Consider the following 25,049-nt stretch of genomic DNA (forward strand, 5'->3'; position numbering starts at 1 on the left):
TCGGTTTGTTGCGCTTTCAACTCTCTAACTATTGTAAAGGGAATAAAGAAAAATTGCATGGGATTCCAGGCGGAAATGGTGACAAAAAACCAAAATAGCCTCCGGAAGCCCGTTCCGGAGGCCATGATCCTAATATGCGCGACGTCAGCGCCGGCCGAAAAAAGAGGTGAGCAGCTGCTGCAAGCGGTCGAGCAGCCGTTCGGTGAGCACCAGCGTTCCGGTGCCGGCGGACGTATTCGTCTCCGGCGCCGCGGGCGAAGCCGCGGCCGGCGATCCGCTCTGTCCGCCGACTGCGGCGACGGCGGCCAGCACATCGATCTGCCCGTAGCCGAAATCGTTGTCCTTGCCCGCGGCTCCCAGATCCTTGGCTGTCTTCCGCATCACGTCCACGACGTCGGCATTGCTCATTTGCGGATTCGCAGCCCGGATGAGGGAGACGAGCGCCGACACGTGGGGGCTCGCCATCGACGTGCCCGACAGCGCCGCATACCGGCTGCCGGGATACGTACTGGCGATTTGCGTTCCCGGGGCCGTGACGTCGATGTAGTCCCCGTAGTTGGAATAGCTGGCCCGCCGCTCGTCCGGATCGGTCGCGCCGACGGCGATCACTTCGGGATAGGCGGCGGGATATCCCGGCCGGTCGGTGTTGTCGTTGCCGCTGGCCGCGACGACGACGACGCCTTTGTCGTACGCGTACTTGATCGCGTCGTGAAGAAACTGCGCCTGGGCGTAGTTGCCGAGGCTGAGATTGATGACTTGCGCGCCATGGTCGGCCGCCCAGATGATGCCTTCGGCCACGGAGTAGGTCGTGCCCGCGCCGGTGCTGTCCAGCGCCTTGACGGGCATGATCTTCGTGTACCACGTCATGCCGGCCACGCCTTCGTGGTTATTCACCTCGGCCGCGATAATGCCCGCCACGTGCGTACCGTGGCCGACGTCGTCTTCCGGCGGAGCGGACGGATCGACGATGTTCGTTCCGTTGACGAGCCTTCCCTTCAAGTCGGGGTGATCGAGCTGCACGCCGGTATCGACGACGGCCACGACGATGTCGCGGTTTCCTTTCGTGAAGCGCCAGCCCTGCTCTGTGGCGATCTCGGGCAGGTTCCACTGGTATTTGCTGTACAGCGTATCGTTCGGGATCAGATCGGCGGGCACGCTCGCCGCAGCTTGCGTGCGGGGGGCGGCCGCCGGCTTCGAGTCGTTGGTCAAGTACAGATAGTGCGGCTCCGCGAACACCGGCTTCCATTTGTTGCGGAAGTAGACAATCAGCTGTTCCGTCTTGTACCGCTTGGAGCGGAACAAGTAGGTGTTGCCGCGGTGCTTGCGGACGACGGTCAGCTGAAGCTCTTTGCGCAGCCGCAGCAGCTCGCTCGGCGTGAGCGACCGCCGGAATTTGACGACGACTTCGTCGATCGCGTAATGGCTGGCATCGCCGTTGTCCTCGCCGCGGGAGACGGTCGTGTCCTGCAGCGTGTTCGGCCGAACCGACTCGATGCGGTAGCGGCCTTCGGCGGGATAGGGCACCAGGCGCAAATTGCGCAGCTGATGCTTCTCGACCTGGCGGACGATGTCCTCGCGAATGAGCGCGGCGATCCCTTCGCCGGGCCGGTCGCCCGGCTCGGCCAGGACGAAGACACGCTCTCCGCCGAGCTCGAATGACGGGGATTCGTAGCGGTCGCCCCGCTTCAGCGCTTCGCGCCCCTGCGCCCAAGCGCCGCCGGCTTTTGCTCTCAAGGCTGAAGGCACCGCGCCGGCCGAGACCGTGCGGTTGCCCTCGCGCCATTCCAGCGCCTGAAAATGAGGGTGCTCCCGCACCATTTGCCGCAGCGTCCGGCTCCGCTCGTCGTTCCCCGACGCGGACAGTTGGTGCGCCTTTGATACGAGCTCGCCGATGTCGCGCTTGCATTCGATTCGGCATAGCTGGGCGGTCGCCTCCATGTCGCCTTTCAAGCGGAGCCGTTTGCCGCGCTCCTCGTGTTCGGCGGACATCGCGCGAGGCGCCGGCGCTCCCGGTTCCAGCGCACCAGGCGCGGGCATACCGGGAGCGGGCACTCCCGGCGCGGCGAACGGGGCGGGCGCGGCTTGCGGCGCCCGCCTGGATTGCGGAACGATCAGCGGAAAGACCATCAACGTAACGGCAATGGTAAATACCAGTCCTATCAGCGCATATCGGCGCATAGCGGATTCGGCCTCCTTCAGTCGTCGGTTAATACGGGACGATCGTCTTCATTAGGGTGAGGCGCGGAGGGAAAATTATACGGAAGAAATGCCCCGGTGCCAGTACCGTTTCCAGCCGTTTTATGGTACGATGGGTCTGTCGCGTACCTATGGCCAAGTGTCGCCAGCCGCGCCTAGAGCCGGGGACGCATATGTATGTGTACAAGGGAAAGGGGAAAGCCACCGATGCCATCCGCCAACGTGAAGGCGCTAGCCGAGTCCAGCCGCGAGAAGCTCAAAGCGGCGATCGACGAACTCGAAACATTCCTGAACGGACACGCGCTACCGCAGTTGGTTGACGAGAACAACACCGATTCCGCACCGTTTTACGCCGGACTGCTGTCCGACCTTCGCCAGCTGCTCGTGTTCTCCGAAGTATCCTACGAGAAGCTGGGCGCGCTGCTCCGCCGTCCGAACCTCGACGCTGATGCGGCCGAACGCAAGCTGTACGAAGTGTACCATCATTGCGTGAACGCGTTCTTCTATCCGAAGAACGAAGGCTACTCCGAAGACGGACGCTACGCCTACACGGGACAGGATGCGATCCGCTTCCGCGCGAAACCCGTTCGCGCCGTGCGCGACCTCGTGCTTCAGATTTCGCGCATCTACGAGGAACTGCGCGACGACCTCTCCTACTACGAGAGCGAGTACCTGACGCAGCGCCGCATGCAATCCAGATAAAAAATCGACGGGGACGGCTCGCCGCTCCCTGCAACCTCCACCCCCCGATTCGTATAGGCGCTTCCCCGAGGCGCACACTACGAACGGGGGGTGATTTGCTTTATGCCAAGCGGTGTCGCATGCAGCGTGAGCAACTGCGCGTTCTGGGGCGAAGGCAACCGGTGCGCGGCACAAGAGATCGCCATCGAGATCGATGCCCACGCCCGAACGAACCTGAACGAGGAGTTCGCGGAGGAAACGTTCGAGTCCCATCAGGACCGGGCGGCCAACTCCAAAGGAACGTGCTGCCTGACGTTCCGGCCGAAAGATCAAGCTACTTCGACTTGAATCGGGCGGGACTGGTCGAAAGATCGGACATGGTGTACAATGGAGCTATTCATGTACAACTTTCCAGGAGCGATCAGCCCATGACAGCGATTCAACCGACTGCAGCGTCAGCCGTCGATCCCCGGATAATGAAGCAATTGCTGCTCGCGCAGTGGACGAGCGGCGCGAACCCGCTCGCGTCCGATGCATCGTCGGTCTCCTCCGCCGGAGGCACGGAAGACAATTTGTTCAGCATGATGCTCTCGCAATACTTGCAATCCGATCTTTCGTCCTTTACCGATGTCGATTCGGAAACGACGGCGGGCGACGGGGGGCTCGGCGCTTTGGGCGGCTTGACCGGTCTGGCCGGACAAGCCGGTCTCGGATCCGGGCTGTCGGCATGGAGCGCCCTGTCTCCCTTGTCTCTCAGCTCGTCATCCGCCGCCAGCGGCTATCCGTCGGCATCGGCCTACGACGGCCTGATCTTGGCAGCCGCCTCCCGGTACGGCATCGATCCCGCCTTGATCAAGGGCGTCATTCAGACGGAGTCCGGCTTCCGGCCGGACGCCGGATCTTCCGCCGGCGCCAAAGGCTTGATGCAGCTGATGGACGCCACCGCCCGGGGCCTGGGCGTCACGGACTCGTTCGACCCGCAGCAGAACGTCGACGGAGGCAGCCGGTATTTGTCTTATTTGTTGAGGAAGTACGACGGCAACGAAATGACCGCTCTCGCCGCGTACAATGCCGGCCCCGGCAGAGTGGACGGTTTGGGGCTTCGGACGAACGAAGACGTAGCCGCCCGGTTGTCGGAGCTTCCTGCGGAGACGCAGAACTACATCCGCAAGGTGCTCACCGCCCGCAGCCATTGGGCAGGCGCGCTGTAACACTCCCCGAAGGGGCGATATGTAGAAAGCATGGGGATCAAGACGGGCGAAGTCGGCCCGTCTTTGATCTCTTTCTTTTGGTCTTGCAGGTTCGGCCGCGGTCTCTGATAGAAGAAGGGAGAAATCGAATTTGAATCCATTGTACTTCGACCATTGCGCCTCCACGCCGCCGCTCGCCTCGGTCGTCCGTACGGTCAGCGAGCTGATGACGCTCCATTACGCCAATTCCGGCGCGCTCCATCGGTCCGGCGCCGAAGCGCTTAAGCTCGTGGAGCGGGCGCGAACCGTCGTGGCGAACGCCTTGGGAGCCAGGCCCGGCGAGGTCGTCTTCACGTCCGGCGGGACGGAGAGCAACAATCTCGCGCTCAAAGGCACGGTGGCGAAAAGCCGCAAAGCGTCGAAGCATATCGTCACAACCGCGATCGAGCATGCTTCCGTCTTCGCCTGCGCGCAGCAGCTCGAGGCTGCTGGCGTGCGGGCGACGTATTTGCCGGTCGACGAGCGGGGAATCGTATCGGTTCGCGACGTGGAAGCCGCGATCGCGGACGATACCGCGCTCGTCAGCGTCATGCACGTTAACAACGAGACGGGCGCCATCCAGCCGATCGAGGAGATCGGCCGGCTGCTTGAAGGCTATCCGCAGGTGCGATTCCATGTGGACGGCGTGCAAGCGATCGGCAAGATGCCGGTCCGGTGGCGGGAATGGGGCGTCGATCTGTACGCCGCCTCGGCTCATAAGTTTCAAGGACCCAAAGGCGTCGGCTTTCTCCTCGTGCGGGAAGGGGTCGAGCTCGACCCGCTGCTAATCGGCGGCGGGCAAGAGGACGGCCTGCGCAGCGGCACGCATAACTTGCCGGGCATCGTCGCCGGCGCGCAGGCGCTGCGCCTCGCGGTCGAGTCGACGGAGGCGCGCCGCGAGCGGATGTATGCGCTGCGCCGCCGGTTGATCGGCCATCTGCGCGACATTCCCGAGCTTCATTTGAACGGATCCGAATCGGAAACGGCATCGGCGCCGCAGGTGGTGAACGTCTCGTACCCGGGCATGCGGCCGGAAGTGATCGTCCACATGCTGGAGCAGCACGGCGTGCTCGTCTCGACGCAGTCGGCCTGCTCTTCCAAAAGCCTCAAGCCGAGCCGGGTGCTGCTGGCGATGGGAATGGATGCCCATCGCGCTTCGGGCAGCATCCGCATCAGCTTCGGGGACGAGCACGGGACAGACGAGATCGATGCGCTTGCGGAACGGCTCAAGACGGCCGTCGCCAAGCTCAAGCCACTGGAGAGGACCTGAATGAGATGAATTACGATTATATGCTAGTCCGGTTGGGCGAGCTCACGATCAAGGGCCGCAACCGCGGCAAATTCGAGCTGCTCATGCTGAACAAAATCAAACAGGCGCTGACGCCTTACGAGAAGCTCGCTTACGAGCAGTCGTTCGGCCGGGTGTATATCCGACTGAACGGCGAAGATGCCGAAGCCGTTGCGAACGCGTTGAAGGACGTGTTCGGGATCGGGTCCTTCAGTCCCGCGCAGCGGGCGGAAAACGAGCTCGGCGCCATCCGGGCCGCGGCGCTTGCGGTCATGGACGCGCATAAGCCGGTCCCCGCCACGTTCAAGATGACGGTGCGGCGGGCGTGGAAGGCGTTCCCCCACGATTCGCAGGAAATGAACCATCTCGTCGGCGCCCACGTACTGCGCAACACGCCCGCGCTCAAGGTCGATATTCGGAATCCGGACGTCGAACTGAAGGTGGATATTCAGCCGCAAGGCACGTTCGTTTATTGCACGGTCGTGCCGGGCGCCGGGGGCTTCCCGCTCGGCATGAACGGCAAAGCGATGCTTCTGCTCTCGGGCGGAATCGACAGCCCGGTGGCAGGCTGGATGGCGATGCGCAAAGGGCTCGAAATCGAAGCGATCCATTTCCACAGCTACCCGTTTACGAGCGAGCAGGCGACGGAGAAGGTCGTCTCCCTCACGCAGCGGCTCGCTCATTACGGCGGCCGGATCAAGCTGCATCTCGTTCCGTTCACCGAGCTCCAGACGCGGCTCGCGCAGAGCAAGCAGGACCATCTGATCATCACGCTGATGCGCCGCTCGATGCTCCGAATCGCCGAGAAGCTGGCCGAAAAACGGGGCGCGCTCGCCCTCGTGACGGGCGACAGCCTCGGCCAGGTCGCCAGCCAGACGCTCGGCAGCATGAACGTGATCGGCCGGGATGTTCGCCTGCCGCTGCTTCGGCCGCTCGTCATGATGGACAAGCAGGAGATCATCCGCTATGCCGAGCGGATCGGCACATACGAGACTTCCATTTTGCCCTACGAGGATTGCTGCACGCTGTTCGTGCCGAAATCGCCGGCGACCAATCCGAATTTGCGGGTCGTAGAGGGCGTGGAGCGCGAGCTCGGCGACGAGCTCGACCGGCTGATCGATGAAGCGGTGGCCGGGACCGAGCTTGTCGTCATGACCGCCGAAGGGCGTGAAGGCAAGCGCAGCGCCGTGGAGGACAGCTGGTTCTGACCGCCGCCTCGGGCGATCGAAAAGAGAATCAAACCTCCCTTAAGAAACCAGCGCCTCCTACGAAACGAGGGCTGTCCCAAAGCCAATTGGAACATTTTGCTCCAATTGGCGGCGTCGCCGGTTCAGCGGGATCCGTTCGGCCCAGTTCAATTTGGGGGCTATGGGGAGCGGCAGGAGCGGGGGACACGGAGGAATAAGGAACATTTAGTTCCCTATTTCGTCGGAGTGGCGGGAGTATGGGGGAATAAGGAACAATTTGTTCCCTATTTCGGCGGAGTGGCGGGGACGTGGAGGAATAAGGAACAATTTGTTCCCTATTTCAGCGGAGTGGCGGGGGAGCGGGGAAATAAGGAACATTTTTGTTCCCTATTTCGGCGGATAGGCGGAAGTGCGGGGGAGTGGCGAGGGCGCGCGACTCGTCCTAATAGGAGCATATCGCTCCATCTGACGGACCCATAGTCCTCCTGACCGCCCTGGTTGGAGCATATCGCTCCATCTGGCGGACCCATAGTCCTCCTAACTGCCCTAGTTGAAGCATTTTGCTTCATCTGGCGGACCCAGAGCCTCCTGACCGTCCTGGTTGGAGCGTTTTGCTCCAACTGGCGGCGGCTCGGACTCCACATGGCAGGGGGGAACATCGCAACGTTCAAACAAAAGGGACCTCAATTTCCACGATAAGTGGAGTCGAGGTCCCTTTTTCTCGATGAAAATCGGTACTGCGCGGGGCTCAAAGGGGGTTGGCCCCTTTTGCTTGTCCGTTTTTCTTTCGTCGCTTACGGCGTGTCGTTTATCTTTCGCCGCTTACGGCGTGTTCGGCGTTTTCATGCCGGCTTTGCGCTTTTTGACTGCATTCGTCCAAACGCCGGCGACGATGACGATGGCCATCATCACCGCGATGAACGGCCAGTTAACGAGAGGGGTGTCGAACAGCTCCGCGAATTTTTTCTCGTGCGTGATCATTTTGGCGGCCGTGTATGCCAGCACTGCTGAGCCGATATAGACGATCCAGGGGAAGCGTTGGATCAGCGTGACGAACAGCGTGCTGCCCCAGACGACGATCGGGATGCTGATCAGCAGGCCGAGGACGACAAGCAGCGTGCTGTGTCCCTCGGATCCGCCTCGCGCCGCGCCGGCGACGGCGATGACGTTGTCGAGGCCCATGGCGGCATCCGCGACGACGATCGTGCGGATCGCGGACCACAGGTTCGCGCCTGCCCGGATGTCGCCGTGGCTGTCTTCCTGCACGAGCAGCTTGAAGGCGATCCACAGCAGCACGACGCCTCCGACGGCGAGCAGGAACGGAATCTTGAGCAGGTACACGATGAGCAGCGTCGCCGCGACCCGGATCAGCACGGCGCCGGCGGTGCCCCAGAAGATCGCTTTGCGCTGGCTCTCTTTCGGCAGATTACGGGCCGCGAGGCCGATAACGATCGCGTTGTCGCCTGCCAGCATCAGATCGATGAAGACAATGGTGACAAGCGCGGTGAAAAATTCGGCGTTCATGAAGTCCATGATCGATTCCCCTTTCCGGATATACAACCTCTATTACGGCGCGGACGGAAATAGGATTCATAAAGTTATTCGCCCCTTGCCGCTCTCATATCCGGAGAGGCATGTACATACATCTTTTAAAGGGGGTGCGCTATGGAATTCTGGGAAAATACCGTCGTGTTCGCGCAAATCGTCTTGATCAATCTGCTGCTGAGCGGCGACAACGCCATCGTCATCGCGTTGGCCGGCCGACGCCTTCCGCCCGGACAGCGCCAGGCCGCCGTCTGGTGGGGAGCGGCTGCGGCCGTCGTCCTGCGCTGCGCGCTCACGATCGTCGCCGTGGCGCTGCTCAACATCCCATACTTGCAAACCGCGGGCGCCTTCCTGCTGCTCGGCATCGCGCTCAAGCTGCTGCTCGACCAAAAGGGGGGGCACGAGACGCGGGCGGCTTCTACGTTGGCGGGCGCCGTATGGACGATCGTCGTCGCCGACTTCGTCATGAGCCTGGACAACGTGCTCGCCGTGGCGGCCGTCGCCGACGGAGACATCGTGCTGCTCGTCATCGGAATCGCCATGAGCATTCCCATTATTATCTGGGGAAGCTCGTTCATTATGCGGCTGCTGGACCGGTTCCCTTTTCTCGTTTATATCGGCGGCGCGCTGCTCGCATACGCGGCCGGAGAGATGCTGCTGAAGGACCGCGGACTCGCACCGCTGTTGGAACGGCTGAACGCCGACGCGCACCGGGCGCTGCCCTTCGCCGTCGTTGCGCTGCTGCTGGCGCTGGCGCTATGGATGCGCCGCAGCAAACACTAGCCCGAGAGCGGACAAGCGTCCGGCTTTGTGACTTTTTGGTGGATTTTTAAAGCGTCGAACTGGTTTTTTACCCCAACTTCCGATACACTATAGGGCAAAAGGTGTCGCGGAACGGCATCGCAAGAGTACAGCCTGTCCGAACGATCATAGTCAGATTGGAAGAAGTGGGGGAGCCGTCGTGAACAAGCAATCCGCCGCAGTCGGCGTTTTGGTGTTGGCCGCGGGTTTGATTATTTTGCTCGGTAAGCTGGGCGTCTTCACCGTGATCGGGGTCGTGTTTTGGCCGCTCGCGGTGCTGGTGACCGGGATATTGCTGCATGTGCTATACTTCGGCCGGGTACTGCCGGCCATCACGCTGGTCCCGGCCGGCATCCTGACGGCCGTGTCGATCCTGCTCATGATCGGCAATTGGTTCGGATGGGGAACGATGAAATACATGTGGCCGCTGTTCCTGCTGGCGGTCGCGATCGGACTGTACGAATATTACGTCTTCGGCTTCGTTCGCAACCGGGCGGTATGGACGGCGGCGATGGGGCTCGCGGGCATCTCCGTGCTGCTGTTCCTCATGACGCTGCTGTGGACGTGGGGCGTTTACCTGATCGCTCTGCTGCTGATCGGCTTCGGCATCTGGCTCGTCATGCGGCGCCCGAGACGCCTGCGCTGAGGCGGCGTCCCTATTTTGGATGCTTGGCAATTGCTTATGCTTAGCGTATAATACAAGGGATGTAGAGAAACGTCGGCCTCGCGTCGACGTTTTCTGTTGATGCACGAACGTTAACCGTCGGAGCCGGCCGCCCATATTGCGGAAGGCGCCGCGGATGATGCCCTATACAGAGAAGAACCCATAAGGAGTGGAATTATGCATCAAAGAGACCGCATTCGCAATATCGCCATCATCGCGCACGTAGACCACGGCAAGACGACCCTCGTCGACCAGCTGCTGCGCCAATCCGGCACGTTCCGGGACAACGAGCAAGTGCAGGAGCGCGCCATGGACTCCAACGATCTGGAGCGGGAGCGCGGCATTACGATTCTCGCGAAAAACACGGCAGTCCACTATAAAGACTGCCTGATCAACATCGTCGACACCCCGGGACACGCCGACTTCGGCGGCGAAGTCGAACGGATCATGAAGATGGTCGACGGCGTTCTGCTTGTGGTCGACGCCTTCGAAGGCTGCATGCCGCAGACGAAGTTCGTGCTCCGCAAGGCGCTGGAAGCCGGCCTTACCCCGATCGTCGTCGTCAACAAAATCGACCGCCCGGCCGCCCGGCCGGCAGAGGTCATCGACGAAGTGCTCGAGCTGTTCATCGAGCTCGAAGCGAACGACGAGCAGCTTGATTTCCCGGTCGTCTACGCTTCCGGCCTGAACGGCATCGCAAGCTTGGACGCCGGTCAGCTCGGTACGACGATGGAGCCGCTGTACGAAACGATCATCGAGAAGATCCCCGCGCCGACGGAGGACACCGAGCAGCCGCTTCAGTTCCTTGTGACGCTGCTCGACTACAATGAATACCTGGGCCGCATCCCGATCGGCCGCGTCAACCGCGGCAAGATCCGCCAAGGCCAGCCGGTCGTCGTACTGGATCGCGAAGGCAAATCCCGCCAGGCCCGGATCGAGAAGCTGTTCGGCTTTCAAGGGCTGAAGCGCGTCGAGATGGAGGAAGCGGCGGCCGGCGATATCATCGCGATCGCGGGCATCAAGGATATCAATATCGGCGAGACGATCGCCGACCCGGCGAATCCGGAGGCGCTGCCGGTCCTGAAGATCGACGAGCCGACGCTGCAGATGCGCTTCCTCGTCAACAACAGCCCGTTCGCGGGCCGCGAAGGCAAATTCGTTACTTCCCGCAAGTTGCGTGAGCGCCTCTTCAAGGAGCTGGAGACGGACGTCTCCCTCCGCGTGGACGAGACCGACAGCCCGGACGCCTTCGTCGTCAGCGGCCGCGGGGAGCTGCACCTCGGCATTCTGATCGAGAACATGCGCCGCGAAGGCTATGAGCTGCAAGTGTCAAAGCCGGAAGTCATCATCCGCGACATCGACGGCGTCAAGTCCGAGCCGATCGAGCGTCTCCTGATCGACGTGCCCGAAGAGAGCATGGGCAACGTCATGGAGAGCCTCGGCACGCGCAAGGCCGAGATGGTCAACATGATCAACAACGGCAACGGCCAAGTTCGGCTGGAGTTTCTCATTCCGGCGCGCGGCCTCATCGGCTACCGTACGAACTTCCTGACCCTGACGCGCGGATACGGCGTCATGAACCACGCGTTCGACAGCTACGGACCGGTAGTCGGCGGCCAAGTCGGCGGACGCCACCAAGGCGTTCTAGTCGCGAGCGAGACGGGCACGACGACGGTATACGGCATGATGGGCGTCGAAGACCGTGGCATTATGTTCATGGAGCCGGGGACGGAAATCTATGAAGGAATGGTCGTCGGCGAGCATACGCGCGACAACGACATCATCGTCAACATCTGCAAGGAAAAAGCGCTGAACAACATCCGGACGGCGAACAAGGAAGAGACCGTCAAGCTGAAGGCGCCCCGCCTGATGTCGATGGAGGAAGCGCTGGAATACTTGAACGACGACGAGCTTTGCGAGATTACGCCGAAGTCGATTCGCCTGCGCAAGAAGATCCTGAACAAAAGCGAACGCGATCGCGCGGAAAAACAACGGAAAATGGCGGAAGCCGGCGTCTGACGCCGGCGTTTCGCGCCGTTTCCGCAGGCGCGGAGGAGGGGTAGCATGCAGCATTGGTTTCACGAGCATCCCATCGTTTCCTATCTGCTGATTCTCGCGTTTACGATCTATATTTTTAACGCCGTCTTTCGAATGGGCCGCTTGCCGATCCTGAAGGAAGTCATCGTCCACGTCATCATGGCGCTCGGCTGCCTTATCCTTCTGCTCCTGCAGCTGGACAAGCTGCCGATCATCCAGTGCATGGCCGTCGCCGTCGTCATGATGCTCATGCTGCGCGGGCGCCAAATGTACGACAAATGGAGAGCCAAGCGCGGAGGAGACGCCGTCAAGCAATCCGAATCGCCGCGTTGACGACGACCGCCGATCCCGGCGGGAGGGGGAAGCCGTGATGCGTTTGATGGATGCGTTGTTTTATTGGCTGCAGTTGAAATGGATGACCCTCGCCCGGCCGGACGATCAAGCCGCCCGGGATTCTCTTTCTTTTTTCGCGCAGATTTTGTCGGAAGACCACGAACTGGCGTCGTTCGAAATTACGGGCGAAGAGCGGGGCAAGATCTACGTGACGTATACGTCCCCGTCCGAGCCGGGCAAGACCGTCTGGTTCGATCGGGAGGCTGTCGAACAGCTGGAGAACGACATGCCCGGAGACTCTCGGGACTCCGAGGAAGACGAAGACGACAGCGAGGTGACTTGATTGAGCTACGATTCTTCGCTGCCGCCGCGAACGCGGCCGAGCGGACAACCGCAGCGGCCGCCCAAGTCGCGGCAGCCCAAGCCGAAGCCGCGCAAAAAACGGCGTTTGGCCAAGTTCTTATTCGGATTTTTCCTCATGATCATTCTCGGCCTTGGCGCGTATGCGGTCTATCTCTATACCGAGCTGGACGGCGCGCTGAAAGAGTCGTCCTCGGGGGCGACTTCGCAGACGGTGCCGTCCGCCGAACGCGCCCAGGTCAAGCCGATCGCCATCGTGCTGCTCGGCATGGATTATCGGCCGAAGATCGGCGGCATGAATACCGACGTCATGATGGTGGCGGCATTTAATCCCCATTCGAAAACGGCCACGGTCGTCTCGATTCCGCGGGATTCGGAGCTCGGAATGAAAGGCTACGTCGAACAAAAGGTGAATCAGTTCTACGCCGGCTTCCATCGCACGGCGCGGACGAAGGAAGGCCTGAAGGACGCTGCAGCCGACGCTTACGCGCGGGACAAAACCCGTGAGATGCTGGGAAAGTACTTCGGCATCGACATCGACTACACGGCCGTGTTGAACTTTCAAGGCTTCGTCGACGTCATCGACAAGCTCGGGGGCGTCAATGTCACGGTCGACAAAAATATGAAATACGTCGATAACGCGGACGGCACGAACATCGATTTGAAAGCCGGCGAGCAAACGCTGAACGGCGAAGACGCGCTCGGTTTTGTCCGCTACCGCAAGTCGAACCGCGGAACGGCGCCTTCGAGCGACTTCGAGCGCAACGAAAGGCAGAGCCAGGTGCTCGGCGCGATCGTCGACAAGATGAAATCGGTAGGCGGGGCGATCAAATTGGGCGGCGTCATCGACGTCGCGGGCAAAAATCTCATTACCGACATCCCGCAAGCCCAAATCATGAATATCTTGAAAACGTACTACGACATCAATCGCGAGGACACCCGCTTCCTGCCGCTGACCGGCGACTGGAAAAGTCCGTACGTGTATTTGGATGCCAAGTCGGTCGAAGCCGCCAAGCAGGCGCTGGCCGAAGAGCTGTCGAGCGAAGGACGGCCCAAGACGTCGGACTCCGCTTCGCCTTCCGTTACGAAATGACCCGCCGAAGAAGGCTTCCTCCTTTTCCGTTCAGGCACATGGCGATTGGAACCCGAATCGGCCATATGCTATACTGAGGACAGATCGGTATGGCAGGCAGGCCGCTTCACTTCGGATCATTTCGGACGAGGGAGGGTTGCGCATGGCGGAGATGTTAACGTTGGACAGCCGCGCCGTCGCACGATGCCCGGCCAGACGTCCGGCCTCGCCCGGTCGCAATCGCTTTTACCTGCAATCGCCTATGTCATTCCTGCGCCAGACGGACAAGTCGTCCGCGCGCGTGAAAGCCCAGTGAGCTGATCACTGGGCTTTTTGCGTCTTCCGGGGCGTTGCGGCCGCCCCGCGTAGCCGGGCTACTTGACGGCGTGAGGCGGCGTATGGAGATGCTTGGCACTGACGCCTCCGCCGACGTTGTCCGGCGAAGCCGGGGGGACGATGCTGCGCGGAAGCTGGGGCACGAGGCGGCCGACGATGTCGGCCAGCTCTTCGGTGAAGCCCGCGATCGGGCGCCCCCGCTTCGTATCGGCCCGGATCTCCCGGACCCGCTGGGCCAGATCCACGTCGGCCGTGACGAGCGCGTCGATGCCGTACGGGTCTTTGCGGAACGCTTCGGCTACCGCGTATTTGACGGTGCCGACGCGCGACCGCTCCATCGTCGGATCCACGTCGATGCCCACGATGGCGTATTTGCCGAAGACGACGCAGTTGGCGCCCCGCACGCCTTTGACGCCGCGGGCCAGCTGTTCGAGATGCGCCGCCACCGCCTTCGGATCGCGAATCGGACTGCGGCCGTCTTCGCCGGGCGTCGTGCTCTGCACCTTGACGCGCGGATCGTTCGTCGTAGAAGGGGAGGCGTGCTTGTTCGCGCAGCCGGTAGCCGCGAGCAGGACCGACGCGGCAAGCAGGCATACCGCACCGCCGCGCGTATTCAACTTCCAATTCATTTTCCGTTCACCGTCCTTAGGGTAAATGCTGTGAAGGAGGGATGCCCGGAAAGCGCGGCAAGCGCCGCCGCTGCTTTCGAGATCGCCCGTATCTGTCCTTATTGTTCCCCGTCGCCCGTCGGCTATGTAATTTCGCCAAAATCCGTCGAACCCGGGAGGGACCGCCGTTGAAGAAAATTTACGTACTCGATACGAACGTGCTGCTTCACGATCCGCTCGCGATGTTCTCTTTCGACGAGAACGAAGTCGTCATTCCTTCGGTCGTGCTCGAGGAGATCGATTCCAAGAAGCGTCTGGCCGACGAGATCGGGCGCAACGCCCGGTTCGTCTCCCGCGAATTGGACCGCATGCGGACGTTGGGGCATCTGCACAACGGGGTCGCTTTGGAAAACGGAGGCATCCTGAAGGTTGAGATGAACCACCGCCGTTTCGTCCGCGTTCAGGAATTGTTCGGGGAGATGACCAACGACAACCGCATCCTCGCGGTGGCGTTGAATTATCATATGGAGGAGCAGGATCAGCCGGAGTCCGCGCGGCCCGTTATCCTGGTCAGCAAGGACGTTCTCGTCCGCGTCAAGGCCGACGTGCTCGGCATTACGGCGGAGGATTATTTGTCGGACCGGATCGTTTCGCCGTCCGATCATTATACGGGGCACTTGACGCTTCACGTTCACCCGTCGCTCATCGACGAATTTTATACGTACCGGTTTCTCGGCGTGAACCAAATGCACCTGGGCCAGCGCCTGCACCCGAACGAGTTCGTCATCTTGCGGGATGAGCTCGGCACGTCCAAGTCCGCGCTGCTGAAGGTGAGCCAGGACGGACAGCGGCTCGAGCCGCTTCATCTGAGCAACGAACCGGCCTGGGGCATCACGGCCCGCAACGCGCAGCAGCGGATGGCGCTCGAGCTGCTGCTGAACGACGATATTCCGCTCGTTACGCTGACGGGGCGCGCCGGTACGGGCAAGACGCTCATCACGCTTGCCGCCGGCTTGCTGAAGGTGGAGGACGAACACAAGTACAAAAAACTGCTGATCGCCCGTCCGGTCGTGCCGATGGGCAAGGATATCGGCTATTTGCCGGGCGAGAAGGAGGAGAAGCTGCGGCCGTGGATGCAGCCGATCTACGATAACCTGGAATACTTGTTCGATACGAAGAAATCGGGGGATCTGGACAAAATTCTGATGGGACTCGGCAGCATCCAGGTGGAGGCGCTGACCTACATCCGGGGGCGGTCGATCCCGGGGCAGTTCATCATAATCGACGAAGCGCAAAACTTGAGCAAGCATGAGGTCAAGACGATCGTCTCCCGCGTCGGCGAGAACAGCAAAATCGTCCTGCTCGGCGATCCCGAGCAGATCGATCATCCCTATCTCGACGCGCAGAGCAACGGGCTAACCTACTTGGTGGAGAGCTTCAAGGCGGAAGGCATCAGCGGCCACGTGACGCTGGAAAAGGGGGAACGCTCCAAGCTGGCGCAGCTCGCCGCCGAGAAGCTCTGAGCCCGGCGGGGATGCCGGGCGGCGAAGTTAGTCCGCGAGCCACACGGCCTCGCAGCCGTAGATTCGCGCGACCCGATCGGCGAGTTCGGTCAGGGGCCGAGGGAGGGCGTGCCACTCGTCGCCGTCGTCTCCCGCCATAGACACGATGAGATGCTCGTCGAGCTGGAGAAGGGCCGGGGCGGGTTCCGCCGCCGGCCCTTGCCGCGCGAGGCGGAAGAGAGCGGCTTGTCCCAGATCGAGGTAGACGCGGCCTTCGGAAGTTTCGATCGCGTAGTCCGCGTAATCCGGTCCCGGACGGACGCCGGCAGCCGGCAGCAGCAGGAGCGGGACGGGATCGGCCGGAACGCGGTAATGCGCCAGCAAATCCGTGACGCCGGGGACGGACGCCGGATCGTCCAGAACGAGCAGCTCCTTGCGGCGGTCGAACAGAACGGTCCGCTCCGCAATGCCTTTGACGATTTGGGCGTAGTAGCCGGGGAGCTTACCCTCCGGCAGACGCATCTCGATGCCGTGCAAGCGTCGCACGCGATTTCCTCCTTCGGGGTTTCATTCTCGCCCACGCTAGTATACCACGATAAAGCGGTTGCAAAAAAAGCGCGACTTTCGCATACGTACCTGCTATCATGAAAGGATATACGAAGCTTCGCGGACGAGCGGGAAGGGAGGCCGTCGTGGCACGACGCAAGACAGTCTTGATCATCCTGGCGTTGGGATTGATGGTTCTGCTGGTTTCGCCGTGGGCGTCCGCCCCTTCGTCGAAGACGCCGCCCGCCGCGCTGCCCGCGAACGGCGCCGAGGCGACGCCGCCCGCGCCGGCCGAAGCGGAGGAAGCGGCCGATCTGCGCGCGGTGGCGGTGGCGGACGAAGCGGATTTCGCAACGCTGGAGAAGCAGAACGCGAAATTCGCCTTGCGTTACCCGGACATTCGCGTGACGCTGACGCGCGTCGATCCGAAGGTGGCCGGACCCTTGCTCGACAGCCGACTGGACGACGGGCGCGCGGCCGATCTCGCTCTTGTGCCCGGCGAATGGGTGAAGACGCTGGCCGTCTCCGGCGCGATTCTGCCTGCCGACGCGGCTTTCGTCGGGGAGGCGCTGTCCGACCAGTTCAACGCCGTTGCCGCACCGCTCAAATGGAACGACTACACCTGGGGCGTCCCGCGCAGCATGGACCCGTACGTGCTCGTCTGGAACCGGAACGTGCTGGGCTCCTTGCGCCGCGAGGACGGCAGTCCCCTGGATCGTCCGCAACGCGCGGAGGATTGGGAGGCGCTGCCCAAGCGCTTGCGGGATGCGGGCAGCGGCGCCGCCTGGCTGGCGCTCGACGCGAGCGATCCGTTCGCGGTGATGAGCTGGCTCGGCGCGGCCGCCGGCGAACGCGCCGACGTTCTTCCGGGCGATCAAGGCAAGGCCTGGACCGGACAAGCGCTGGAAGGGCTGCTCGCGATGCCGCCGGAAGACCGGCTCGGCATTCGCGCAGAGGCGCCGGACGCCGCCTTCTGGGCGTCGTTCGCTGCTGGCGGGACGCTCGCGGCAGTCGTCCGCCATTCGGTCGCGACCGCCGGGATCGCGGCGCTGCCGAAGTCCGACGCCGAGGCGCTCGAGATCGACCGCACGGCCTGGCAGCGGCCCTTCATCTGGACGGCCGGCGAGAGTTTTGTCCTGTCCGCCCGCACACTCCACGAAGAGGCCGCGCGAACCTGGATGGCGTACATGACCGATGCCGCCCATCAGCTCGAAAATTACGAGGAGACGGGCCGGCTTCCCGCGTATCCTTCGCTATATACGGCCCGCAACGGCGTCTCTCCCAATCTCGCGAACGTGTCCTTGTCGTCGTTTCCGAATCAGGCCCCGTCCGCGACGGGGCCCGAGGTCCCGATCCGCCTGAGGCGGCTTACGGGGTTATGGGAGGAATGGCTGGACGGCCGGATCGGCGTCGAGGCGTGGAAGCAGCGCTGGCCCGCTTCATTTGCCGAGTTTGAGGCGAATGGTTAGCTTGCCATCCTCGACGCTGACGCTGTCCGCCTTGACGAACTTGATTAAGTCCTGCGGATAAAAGCCGAGGTCGAACTCGCGGACGAGGTCGTCACGGGTCGCGTCCGGCAGGGCCAGGCCGTTGAACACCAGCCGATCCATATGGAAGAGGATGGCGTTTTTCGGTTCGTTCTCGACCGTGTAGCGACCTACGACTTCGACCTGCAGGCTGCCGCTGCTGCCTTGGAGCGACACTTTGCCGTCCCGGAAAGAAATCGCGAATTCCTTCAGCAGGTCGTCCTGCGTCCGCAGAAACGCGTTGAGCTGTTCGTCGGTAATCGTGAGCGTCGTCTTCAAGCCGCTCGTCACGAGCGACTCGGGATGATCCTTGACCCAGTCGGGGAGCTTGTTCATCGCTTGAGCGAGCGCGCGGAAGTGGCGCTTCACCTCGTATAGGCCGACGCTTTGCCAGTAGCGCTGCATCTCCTCCATCTGCTTGCGGAGCAGTTCGGGGTTGCTGCTGCTGGCGATCGCCTGCTCGACTTCGCGCTGGAGGGCGGCGACCCGCTCCCGCTGCTCACGCAGATCGGCCTCCACCCGGGCGAGCTCGGCTTTGTCGCGGTCCAACTTATCGCGATTGTCTCTTAGGCGGTCGTACTCTCGGCCGTATTCCCGGAGCGTGTCGTGATCGCTCTGGAACAAGAGGTCCATCATCTCCCACGTGCGAAGAAACTCTGGCAGCGATCGGAAGTTCAGCAGAGCCCCCCAGAGGGCTTCTTTTTGTCCCATATAATAAGAGCGCAGCACGCGCCCGGCTTTTTCGCGTTGAACGGCGATGGCCATTTCCTGCTTGGCGAGCCGGCTCTCATTGGTCGCGATTTCTTGTTGGGTCTCGACACGGAGGCCTGCGATCCGATCGATTTCGCGATCGATCTCGACGACGCTGAGCCCCTTCTCGAGCAGCTGTCTCGTTTCGTCCGTCATCGGCTCGGCGAAGACGGGGAGGCGCGCGCCCGCGCGCGGCAATAAAAGATAGACGATCAATACGGTCAGGCCGATCCAGAACCAGCGGCGCATCGGGGCCTCCTTCCTCCGGCGTGGACGGGCGTGGCGGTAGTCCAAGCATATGCGGCGGGAAGTCGTCTTTATGACCCGCCGCCGTACTATTATATAATAGGATCACTTTCGCGAGGAGGATCAAGATTGGGCAGCGAATCGAACTCAAATGCCGTGAAAGCTAGCGGCATGGCCGCCTACCTCGCCGGCGCCATCGCACAAAGTCCGCATCGCAGCGCGGAGGATGCCGGCGTTCCTTGCCTTTCCTTCCGCGATTATATGGCGGCCTGCCTCTACCATCCCCGATATGGCTACTACCGCGCCGAGACGGTTCGGACGGGACGGCAGGGGGATTTTTACACGAGCGCCTACGTCGGAGACGTCTTGGGCGAACTGCTGGCCGACCGGATCGACTCGCTCGCGGATGAATGGTTCGGGCCGGGAACCGGACCGATCGACGTCATCGATTGGGGCGGCGGCGCCGGACGCCTGTCCGCGCAGATGCTGCGGAGATGGCGGGAACGGGGGCGGTCGCCCGACCGATTCGTTCTCACGCTGATCGACGGACATCCCGGCCATCTGCGCCTCGCCCTGGAGGCGCTGGCCGAAGCGGCGGCATCCGGCACGGCCCGCATCCTCGCAGAAGCCGAAGCGGAGGCGAACGTGTGGCGGGAGCGGCCCGCCGTCGTAGTCGGCAACGAGCTGCTCGATGCGATGCCGGTGCATCGCGTCGTCCGGCGGGACGGCCGGCTGCGGGAGTGGGGCGTCCGGTGGGACGCGGCAGTAGCGGCTCCCCGACCGTGTCTGATGGCGCAGACCGATCCTGCGCTAACCGCCTGGATGGAGCGGGACGGAATCGCGCTTGCCGAGGGGCAGAGCGCGGAGCTGCACCTCGATGCGGGCGCCTGGCTCCGGGCCTTGTCCGGGCGGCTCGGGCGGGCGCTGCTCGTCTTTCTCGACTACGGCGACGAGACGGAGGAGCTGACCGCGCCCCATCGGATGGACGGTACGCTGCTCTGCTACGCCCGGCACGCCGCCCATGCCGATCCGTACGCGCAGCCGGGCGAGCACGACCTGACGGCGCACGTCAATTTCACTTCGATCCGCCATGCCGCGCGGGAGGCTGGCTGGACCGAAGCGAGCTATGCGACCCAAAAGGAATTTCTCGTCTCCGCCGGCATCCTCGACCGACTCGCGGAAAACGCCGGGACCGATCCGTTCGGTTCGGTCGCCCGCCGCAATCGCGCCATCCGCCAGCTGCTGCTGAGCGACGGCATGAGCGAGCTGTTCAAGGTTCAGGTCTTCGCTCGCGTCTAGCCGGCGCAACGGCGCCAAACGCTCGCGTACGCATTCATCAACGCATTAAACAAGGCCGGAGCGAAACGCTCCGGCCTTGTTGCTCACAGGTTAGGTATAGGGAAGAGCTTCGCCCCGTCCCGTCGGGATGGCTTTAGAACGGCAAGCTCATCTCGAATACGGACCAGTAGGTGAATCCCAGGAACGCGATGACCATGTATCCCCAGAACATGAAGATATAGGTGCGTTCGGTGAATTTCAAGTAACCCAGCAAGAAGAAAGCGGCTGTCTGGATAAAGAAGAGAAGCGACATCTCGTACATATCGCCTGCGAACGACATCAGCGCGATCGCCAGCGTCCAGAAGCCCAGCACCCGGAACATGCGTGCCACGTTTGATCCCCCCTCTGCACAACGTCCTCACGAATTCTACAGCATATTATACCTTTATCGCCAATCGAGTGTAAACCGGAAGAAGTGACGAAATGGCAAACTTTTCGTACAAGGCTCCCCGTTCGCCGCGATCGCTTACATCGTTCCACCGGATTGGCTCCATTATACATTTCCATCGTTCGTCTTCACCCGTGCGCGATCGACAGGACACGTCTCGCCGCCGGCCGAAGGTATACCGTTCGAAAAAATGGATATACCTAGAAGTATCCGATAGATTCTATGAATTCTACCATGGGCATAAAGATGAATGAAGAAGATCATGAAACCTATGCGTAGACAAGGAGGGACTGAACCCCATGGCGGCTGTCAGACAAGACGCATGGAGTGCGGATGACGACCTGATCCTCGCGGAAGTCACGCTGCGCCACATTAGAGAAGGAAGTACCCAGCTCGCTGCATTTGAAGAAGTTGGGCAAAGAATCGCCCGAACGTCCGCGGCCTGCGGGTTCCGCTGGAACAGCTGCGTGCGCAAGCGCTACGATGAGGCGATCTCGATCGCCAAGCAGCAGCGTCAAAAGCGGAATTATCTCAAGAAGCAAGGCATTTCCGGATTGACCCAGCCGGAGCGGCTGCCGTCTTCCGGCGACGAAGCCGAATCTGCGAAAACCGAACTGCTGTCTGCGGACTCCTTATCTATGGAGGCGGTTATCCGATATTTGCGGCAATGGAAGAATACGGTCCAGGATCTCACCCGGCAAGTCCGGACGCTCGACAAAGAGTTGAAAGAAAAAGAAGACCTGCTAAGCTCGCTGCGCCAGTCGAACGACAAGCTCTCCAAAGAAGTGAACGAGGTGCAGACCGACTATCAAGTCGTAAACGACGATTACAAGGCGCTGATTCGCATCATGGACCGGGCGCGCCGGCTCGCCTTTCTCGCGGAAGATCAGGAAGACGAAAAGGCCCGCTTCAAAATGGATGCCAACGGCAACCTCGAGCGCATCGAATAGGCAAGTCGATTTCCAGAGAGCCACCCGTTTCGCTTTTCGGCGAACGAGGTGGCTTTCGTCCGTCGATCCGGCTATCATGAAGGCAATGAGAGGAAGGCGGGGAACGCCTTTTCTGGATCTGGACGCGGGAGGGACGAAGGATGGCGACCATGGCGGTGCTAGGCGGGGGCTCGATCGGCTTGCTGCTGGCGGGGAAAATGGCGCTGGCGGGCTTGCCTGTCACGGTGTGGACCCGGGGAGAGGCACAGGCGCGGGCGCTCGCGGAGAGGGGCATCGCCGTCCGCGGGGCGGCGGGCGAGCCGATCGGCTCGGCAAAGGTGTCGGCGGCGCCGCTGGACCGGGCGGGCGAAGCGCCGGCGGAGCTCGTGCTGCTCACTGTCAAACAACCCGCGCTGACGCCGGAGCTGCTCGCGCGGCTGGCCGAGGCGGCGCCGCCGGGCGCCGCGGTCGCGGCGTTTTGCAACGGCATCGGCCATACGGACCGGCTGGCGGCGGCGCTGCCGGGCCGGCATTTGATCGCGGCCGTGACGACGGAGGGGGCGACGCGCGTCGATCCGGTCACCGTCCGGCATACGGGAGCCGGGACGACTTGGCTGGGAGACGCGCCGTTATTCGAGACGGATGCCCCCCGCCGGGAGGCCGAGGTCGGCGGAGACGGGCTCCGGCTTGCAGAAAAGGTGTTGAAACAGGCAGGATTTACCGCCTTCCTGTCGAATGATATGACGGAGAGAATGTTGCGGAAATTGCTAAGTAACGCCGTGATCAATCCGCTGACCGCCCTGCTGCGCATTCCGAACGGGCAGCTCCCTGCGACGGATGTCCGGCTTGCGCTGATGCGGACGCTGTTCGACGAGACGGTTCCCGTTCTTCGCCGCTACGGCTTGCGGGACGATCCTGGGCTGTGGGACGAGCTGCTGGATATCTGCGCGCGCACGGCCGCCAACCGCTCCTCCATGCTGCAGGACGCGGAAGCCGGCCGCCCGACGGAGATCGGCGCCATCAACGGGGCGGTCGCCCGGCTCGCGCGGCAGGCGGGACTGCCGGCTCCGTGGAACGGCAAGCTGACGGCGCTCATCGAAGCGATTCCAGGCGACGGAGGAGACGTGTGAATGGGTTCGTTGTGGGAAGCTTTGGTATCCGCATACGCCTTTCTGGCCATCGTGCCGGTCCTGCCTTTCCTGCTCGTGTTCGTGGTCGCCGCCGCCCGCGGCGGGGATCGGCAGCGGGCGATCCGGCTGGCGATGGACATTACGACGGCCTTCCTGCTCGGCATCGTCGCTTCGCTGCTGAACAAGCTGCTAGGCAATCAGTTCGGGCCTTATCTCATTCTGCTCTTCATGCTGCTTGGCGCCGGCCTGATCGGCAATGCGCAGTACCGGCTGCGCGGCAAGGTGAACAGCATGCGGCTGTTCCGGGCGATATGGCGGCTGTCCTTTTTCGCCATGAGCGTCCTCTATATTTTGCTCATGCTCGTTGAGCTCGTCCGCAGCGCGCTAGGCCATTCGGTTTAGCCGTCCGGTTCGCCGGCGCCGGCATCGGCGCGCCTCGGACGTCCGCCCAGGGGCTGTCCCGTCCGTCCGCAAGGATCGGCGGGGCAGCCCCTGGCGCATGCCGGGCGGCAACCGCCGCCCGCGCACGGGTCCGAGAACGAGGCGTCGCGCGGGCGGGCGCGAGGGAGCAAATGCCCGCTTCGGGCGCCGAGACGAGCTTTGACGCCTTTTGACCGCCTCGTGTACAATCGGATTTGATATGGTAATCTGACGCATTCTGACGGGAGGACCCTCTAAAATGAACGTATATCCCCTCCAAGGCTTGTCTGCCCCGTCCTTGGCGGAACAATACAGATCGGGCGATACCGGCACGCGCCGTCTTTTTGGCGCCCATCCCGGCGAAATCGCCGACTGGCGGCGGCGCGCGGAGGACCTGGACGGCCTTGCGGACCGCAGGGCGGACCGCAAGGCGCTCGGCGCCGCTTTGCGGACTTACCAGGCGCTGCTGTCCCCGCACGACCGCGCGCTCGAATCGATCTCGCTGCTGGAGCGGGACGGTACGCTGGCCGTCGTTGGCGGCCAGCAAGCCGGCCTGTTCGGCGGCGCCCTGCTCATCGTTTACAAGGCGCTGACCGTCGTTCAGACCGCCCGGCACGCCGAGCGGCTGCTTGGCCGTCCGGTCGTGCCCGTCTTCTGGATCGCGGGCGAGGACCACGACTTCGACGAAGCCAACCATGTGTACGTCGAAGGCAATCCGATTTTTGCCGGCGAGGCGGATGGCCAATCGATGCGTCTCCGGCTCGACCGGCCGGAAGGTCCGCGCCACGCGGTCAGCCGCACGTCGCTGTCGGCCTCCGATTGGGACGTTGCCGTTAGCGCACTCGCCCGGGCGCTGCCGGACACCGAATTCAAGCCTGCGCTGCTGCGACAGATTTCGCGTCATCTTGAAGACGCGCCGACGCTGACGCTGGCGTTTGCCCGCCTGCTGTCCGATTGGTTCGGCCGCGACGGCCTCATCCTGCTCGACTCGGACGATCCGGCGCTTCGCCGCCTGGAGAGTCCGATGTTCCGGGAGATGGTCGACCGGAACGAAGCGATCAGCGCGGCTATCGCCGAAGGCGAAGAGCGGGTGAAGGCGCTCGGCTACCCGCTTCAGGCGGAGTCTTCGCCCGAGATCGCGAACCTGTTTCTCCACCTTGAACAAGGACGCACGCTGCTGTATCGACGGGAAGAAGGCTTCCAGGACCGGCGAGGGGAAGTCTCGATCGACCGCGACGAGCTGCTCCGCTGGACGGAGGAGTCGCCGGAGCGATTCAGCAACAATGCGCTGACCCGCCCGCTCATGCAGGAGTACCTCCTGCCGGTGCTGGCCACCGTTCTCGGCCCTGCGGAGATCGCCTATTGGGGCGTCCTCGGACCGTCGTTCGAGCTGTTCGGGCTGCGGCTGCCGCTGCTCGTCCCCCGCCAATCGTTCACCTATCTCGAGCCTTCGATCGCCAAGCTGCTCGCCAAGTACAAGCTGACGGCGGAGGAGCTGATCCTGCAGGGCGATGCGCGCAAGGCCGAGTGGCTGGCCGCGCAGGACCGCTGGGATCTGGAGGCGAAGTTCGCTTCCGTCCGCGAAGCGTTCGACCGGCTGTACGCGCCGCTGCTCGAGACCGTCTCCGCCGTGCAACCGGGGATGGACCGTCTGGGCGAGCGCAATCGCAGCAAAATTTTGGAGCAGATCGCCTATTTGGAGCAGCAAACCACCGGCGCCCTGGCCAAGCGGCACGAAGACGCGCTGCGTCAATGGGACCGCATGATGGGCTCGCTCTGGCCGCAAGGCAAGCCGCAGGAGCGGGTGCTGGGCGGCATTCATTTCGCAAATCGCTACGGGCCGGGCTGGCTCGATTCGCTGAGGGAAGTTCCATTCGACGTTACGGGTGGACACCGATTGCTCGAAGGCTAGTCTCCCGCATACAATGTCAATCTAG

At 62.5% G+C, this 25,049-nt stretch carries 25 protein-coding genes; 19 read left to right on the forward strand and 6 right to left on the reverse strand.

The features are described from left to right. Positions 1 to 144: 144 nt before the first annotated feature. The gene (locus LKX83_RS07045) at positions 145 to 2,178 is read right to left on the reverse strand and encodes a S8 family peptidase (RefSeq protein ID WP_227881469.1); all 2,034 of its coding nucleotides are present in this window, start codon (positions 2,176 to 2,178) and stop codon (positions 145 to 147) included. A gap of 225 nt (positions 2,179 to 2,403) precedes the next feature. On the opposite strand from LKX83_RS07045, the gene LKX83_RS07050 reads away from it, so the two are divergent. The 5 genes from LKX83_RS07050 (at position 2,404) to thiI (ending at position 6,602) form a co-directional block, all read left to right on the forward strand. Further along, the gene (locus LKX83_RS07050) at positions 2,404 to 2,898 is read left to right on the forward strand and encodes a DUF3907 family protein (protein WP_227881470.1); all 495 of its coding nucleotides are present in this window, start codon (positions 2,404 to 2,406) and stop codon (positions 2,896 to 2,898) included. A 102-nt stretch (positions 2,899 to 3,000) separates the two neighbouring features. Next, positions 3,001 to 3,225 carry a DUF1540 domain-containing protein gene (locus LKX83_RS07055; protein WP_227881471.1) on the forward strand — a complete coding sequence of 75 codons (225 nt, stop codon included), beginning with the start codon at positions 3,001 to 3,003 and terminating at the stop codon, positions 3,223 to 3,225. 80 nt (positions 3,226 to 3,305) lie between these two features. Beyond that, complete coding sequence (locus LKX83_RS34115; RefSeq protein ID WP_304518302.1) at positions 3,306 to 4,088, forward strand: lytic transglycosylase domain-containing protein; 783 nt, start codon at positions 3,306 to 3,308, stop codon at positions 4,086 to 4,088. A 130-nt stretch (positions 4,089 to 4,218) separates the two neighbouring features. Next, positions 4,219 to 5,376, forward strand: a complete 1,158-nt coding sequence (locus tag LKX83_RS07065) for a cysteine desulfurase family protein (RefSeq protein WP_227881472.1) — start codon at positions 4,219 to 4,221, stop codon at positions 5,374 to 5,376. A gap of 5 nt (positions 5,377 to 5,381) precedes the next feature. After that, positions 5,382 to 6,602, forward strand: a complete 1,221-nt coding sequence (gene thiI, locus LKX83_RS07070; RefSeq protein WP_227881473.1) for a tRNA uracil 4-sulfurtransferase ThiI — start codon at positions 5,382 to 5,384, stop codon at positions 6,600 to 6,602. Between the two features lie 801 nt (positions 6,603 to 7,403). On the opposite strand, the gene LKX83_RS07075 is transcribed toward thiI, so the two are convergent. Beyond that, complete coding sequence (locus tag LKX83_RS07075; RefSeq protein ID WP_227881474.1) at positions 7,404 to 8,114, reverse strand: TerC family protein; 711 nt, start codon at positions 8,112 to 8,114, stop codon at positions 7,404 to 7,406. Positions 8,115 to 8,246: 132 nt separating this feature from the next. On the opposite strand from LKX83_RS07075, the gene LKX83_RS07080 reads away from it, so the two are divergent. The 7 genes from LKX83_RS07080 to LKX83_RS07110 all read left to right on the forward strand — a co-directional run bounded on the left by LKX83_RS07080 (position 8,247) and on the right by LKX83_RS07110 (position 13,709). Continuing rightward, on the forward strand, positions 8,247 to 8,909 hold the full coding sequence (locus LKX83_RS07080; protein WP_227881475.1) for a TerC family protein: 663 nt from the start codon (positions 8,247 to 8,249) through the stop codon (positions 8,907 to 8,909). Between the two features lie 178 nt (positions 8,910 to 9,087). Then, positions 9,088 to 9,573 (forward strand): hypothetical protein, encoded by a 486-nt coding sequence (locus LKX83_RS07085; protein ID WP_227881476.1) that lies wholly within the window; start codon positions 9,088 to 9,090, stop codon positions 9,571 to 9,573. 195 nt (positions 9,574 to 9,768) lie between these two features. Further along, positions 9,769 to 11,610: a translational GTPase TypA gene (gene typA, locus LKX83_RS07090; protein ID WP_227881477.1), complete on the forward strand. Its 1,842-nt coding sequence runs from the start codon at positions 9,769 to 9,771 to the stop codon at positions 11,608 to 11,610. A gap of 45 nt (positions 11,611 to 11,655) precedes the next feature. After that, positions 11,656 to 11,961 (forward strand): YlaH-like family protein, encoded by a 306-nt coding sequence (locus LKX83_RS07095; RefSeq protein ID WP_227881478.1) that lies wholly within the window; start codon positions 11,656 to 11,658, stop codon positions 11,959 to 11,961. Positions 11,962 to 11,995: 34 nt separating this feature from the next. Then, positions 11,996 to 12,304, forward strand: a complete 309-nt coding sequence (locus tag LKX83_RS07100; RefSeq protein WP_227881479.1) for a hypothetical protein — start codon at positions 11,996 to 11,998, stop codon at positions 12,302 to 12,304. Next, positions 12,305 to 13,414: an LCP family protein gene (locus tag LKX83_RS07105; RefSeq protein WP_227881480.1), complete on the forward strand. Its 1,110-nt coding sequence runs from the start codon at positions 12,305 to 12,307 to the stop codon at positions 13,412 to 13,414. Between the two features lie 142 nt (positions 13,415 to 13,556). Continuing rightward, positions 13,557 to 13,709 (forward strand): hypothetical protein, encoded by a 153-nt coding sequence (locus LKX83_RS07110; protein ID WP_227881481.1) that lies wholly within the window; start codon positions 13,557 to 13,559, stop codon positions 13,707 to 13,709. A 58-nt stretch (positions 13,710 to 13,767) separates the two neighbouring features. On the opposite strand, the gene LKX83_RS07115 is transcribed toward LKX83_RS07110, so the two are convergent. Next, positions 13,768 to 14,358, reverse strand: a complete 591-nt coding sequence (locus tag LKX83_RS07115) for a YhcN/YlaJ family sporulation lipoprotein (protein ID WP_227881482.1) — start codon at positions 14,356 to 14,358, stop codon at positions 13,768 to 13,770. 167 nt (positions 14,359 to 14,525) lie between these two features. Here LKX83_RS07115 and LKX83_RS07120 point away from each other — a divergent pair, with 167 nt between their 5' ends. Further along, entirely contained in the window at positions 14,526 to 15,860 is a 1,335-nt protein-coding gene (locus LKX83_RS07120; protein WP_227881483.1) for a PhoH family protein, read from the forward strand. 27 nt (positions 15,861 to 15,887) lie between these two features. Here the strand turns inward: LKX83_RS07120 and LKX83_RS07125 are convergent, their stop codons facing one another. After that, on the reverse strand, positions 15,888 to 16,385 hold the full coding sequence (locus LKX83_RS07125; protein WP_227881484.1) for a hypothetical protein: 498 nt from the start codon (positions 16,383 to 16,385) through the stop codon (positions 15,888 to 15,890). 146 nt (positions 16,386 to 16,531) lie between these two features. On the opposite strand from LKX83_RS07125, the gene LKX83_RS07130 reads away from it, so the two are divergent. Further along, complete coding sequence (locus LKX83_RS07130) at positions 16,532 to 17,854, forward strand: extracellular solute-binding protein (RefSeq protein WP_227881485.1); 1,323 nt, start codon at positions 16,532 to 16,534, stop codon at positions 17,852 to 17,854. On the opposite strand, the gene LKX83_RS07135 is transcribed toward LKX83_RS07130, so the two are convergent. Next, positions 17,825 to 18,910: a coiled-coil domain-containing protein gene (locus LKX83_RS07135; protein ID WP_227881486.1), complete on the reverse strand. Its 1,086-nt coding sequence runs from the start codon at positions 18,908 to 18,910 to the stop codon at positions 17,825 to 17,827. The genes LKX83_RS07130 and LKX83_RS07135 overlap by 30 nt on opposite strands. Positions 18,911 to 19,036: 126 nt before the next feature. Between LKX83_RS07135 and LKX83_RS07140 the strand changes: the two genes are divergently transcribed. After that, positions 19,037 to 20,206, forward strand: a complete 1,170-nt coding sequence (locus LKX83_RS07140) for a class I SAM-dependent methyltransferase (protein WP_227881487.1) — start codon at positions 19,037 to 19,039, stop codon at positions 20,204 to 20,206. Between the two features lie 133 nt (positions 20,207 to 20,339). Here the strand turns inward: LKX83_RS07140 and LKX83_RS07145 are convergent, their stop codons facing one another. Beyond that, complete coding sequence (locus tag LKX83_RS07145; RefSeq protein WP_227881488.1) at positions 20,340 to 20,576, reverse strand: DUF2626 domain-containing protein; 237 nt, start codon at positions 20,574 to 20,576, stop codon at positions 20,340 to 20,342. Positions 20,577 to 20,932: 356 nt separating this feature from the next. Between LKX83_RS07145 and LKX83_RS07150 the strand changes: the two genes are divergently transcribed. From LKX83_RS07150 to bshC, 4 genes are all read left to right on the forward strand, one after another. Beyond that, positions 20,933 to 21,583: an RsfA family transcriptional regulator gene (locus LKX83_RS07150; protein ID WP_227881489.1), complete on the forward strand. Its 651-nt coding sequence runs from the start codon at positions 20,933 to 20,935 to the stop codon at positions 21,581 to 21,583. A 140-nt stretch (positions 21,584 to 21,723) separates the two neighbouring features. Continuing rightward, complete coding sequence (locus LKX83_RS07155; RefSeq protein WP_227881490.1) at positions 21,724 to 22,692, forward strand: ketopantoate reductase family protein; 969 nt, start codon at positions 21,724 to 21,726, stop codon at positions 22,690 to 22,692. Continuing rightward, on the forward strand, positions 22,693 to 23,094 hold the full coding sequence (locus LKX83_RS07160; protein WP_227881491.1) for a DUF3397 domain-containing protein: 402 nt from the start codon (positions 22,693 to 22,695) through the stop codon (positions 23,092 to 23,094). 277 nt (positions 23,095 to 23,371) lie between these two features. Beyond that, positions 23,372 to 25,024: a bacillithiol biosynthesis cysteine-adding enzyme BshC gene (bshC, locus tag LKX83_RS07165; protein ID WP_227881492.1), complete on the forward strand. Its 1,653-nt coding sequence runs from the start codon at positions 23,372 to 23,374 to the stop codon at positions 25,022 to 25,024. Positions 25,025 to 25,049: the final 25 nt, after the last annotated feature.

The sequence above is a fragment of the Cohnella baijiui genome, from assembly GCF_020731285.1.
GTDB lineage: Bacteria > Bacillota > Bacilli > Paenibacillales > Paenibacillaceae > Cohnella.

Coding starts and splice junctions, on each gene's coding strand:
- LKX83_RS07080 (WP_227881475.1), top strand. CDS start 8,247: ATGGAATTCTGGGAAAATACCGTCGTGTTCGCGCAAATCGTCTTGATC.
- LKX83_RS07075 (WP_227881474.1), bottom strand. CDS start 8,114: ATGGACTTCATGAACGCCGAATTTTTCACCGCGCTTGTCACCATTGTC.
- LKX83_RS07045 (WP_227881469.1), bottom strand. CDS start 2,178: ATGCGCCGATATGCGCTGATAGGACTGGTATTTACCATTGCCGTTACG.
- LKX83_RS07155 (WP_227881490.1), top strand. CDS start 21,724: ATGGCGACCATGGCGGTGCTAGGCGGGGGCTCGATCGGCTTGCTGCTG.
- LKX83_RS07160 (WP_227881491.1), top strand. CDS start 22,693: ATGGGTTCGTTGTGGGAAGCTTTGGTATCCGCATACGCCTTTCTGGCC.
- LKX83_RS07095 (WP_227881478.1), top strand. CDS start 11,656: ATGCAGCATTGGTTTCACGAGCATCCCATCGTTTCCTATCTGCTGATT.
- typA (WP_227881477.1), top strand. CDS start 9,769: ATGCATCAAAGAGACCGCATTCGCAATATCGCCATCATCGCGCACGTA.
- LKX83_RS07115 (WP_227881482.1), bottom strand. CDS start 14,358: ATGAATTGGAAGTTGAATACGCGCGGCGGTGCGGTATGCCTGCTTGCC.
- LKX83_RS34115 (WP_304518302.1), top strand. CDS start 3,306: ATGACAGCGATTCAACCGACTGCAGCGTCAGCCGTCGATCCCCGGATA.
- LKX83_RS07150 (WP_227881489.1), top strand. CDS start 20,933: ATGGCGGCTGTCAGACAAGACGCATGGAGTGCGGATGACGACCTGATC.
- LKX83_RS07135 (WP_227881486.1), bottom strand. CDS start 18,910: ATGCGCCGCTGGTTCTGGATCGGCCTGACCGTATTGATCGTCTATCTT.
- thiI (WP_227881473.1), top strand. CDS start 5,382: ATGAATTACGATTATATGCTAGTCCGGTTGGGCGAGCTCACGATCAAG.
- LKX83_RS07050 (WP_227881470.1), top strand. CDS start 2,404: ATGCCATCCGCCAACGTGAAGGCGCTAGCCGAGTCCAGCCGCGAGAAG.
- bshC (WP_227881492.1), top strand. CDS start 23,372: ATGAACGTATATCCCCTCCAAGGCTTGTCTGCCCCGTCCTTGGCGGAA.
- LKX83_RS07055 (WP_227881471.1), top strand. CDS start 3,001: ATGCCAAGCGGTGTCGCATGCAGCGTGAGCAACTGCGCGTTCTGGGGC.
- LKX83_RS07110 (WP_227881481.1), top strand. CDS start 13,557: ATGGCGGAGATGTTAACGTTGGACAGCCGCGCCGTCGCACGATGCCCG.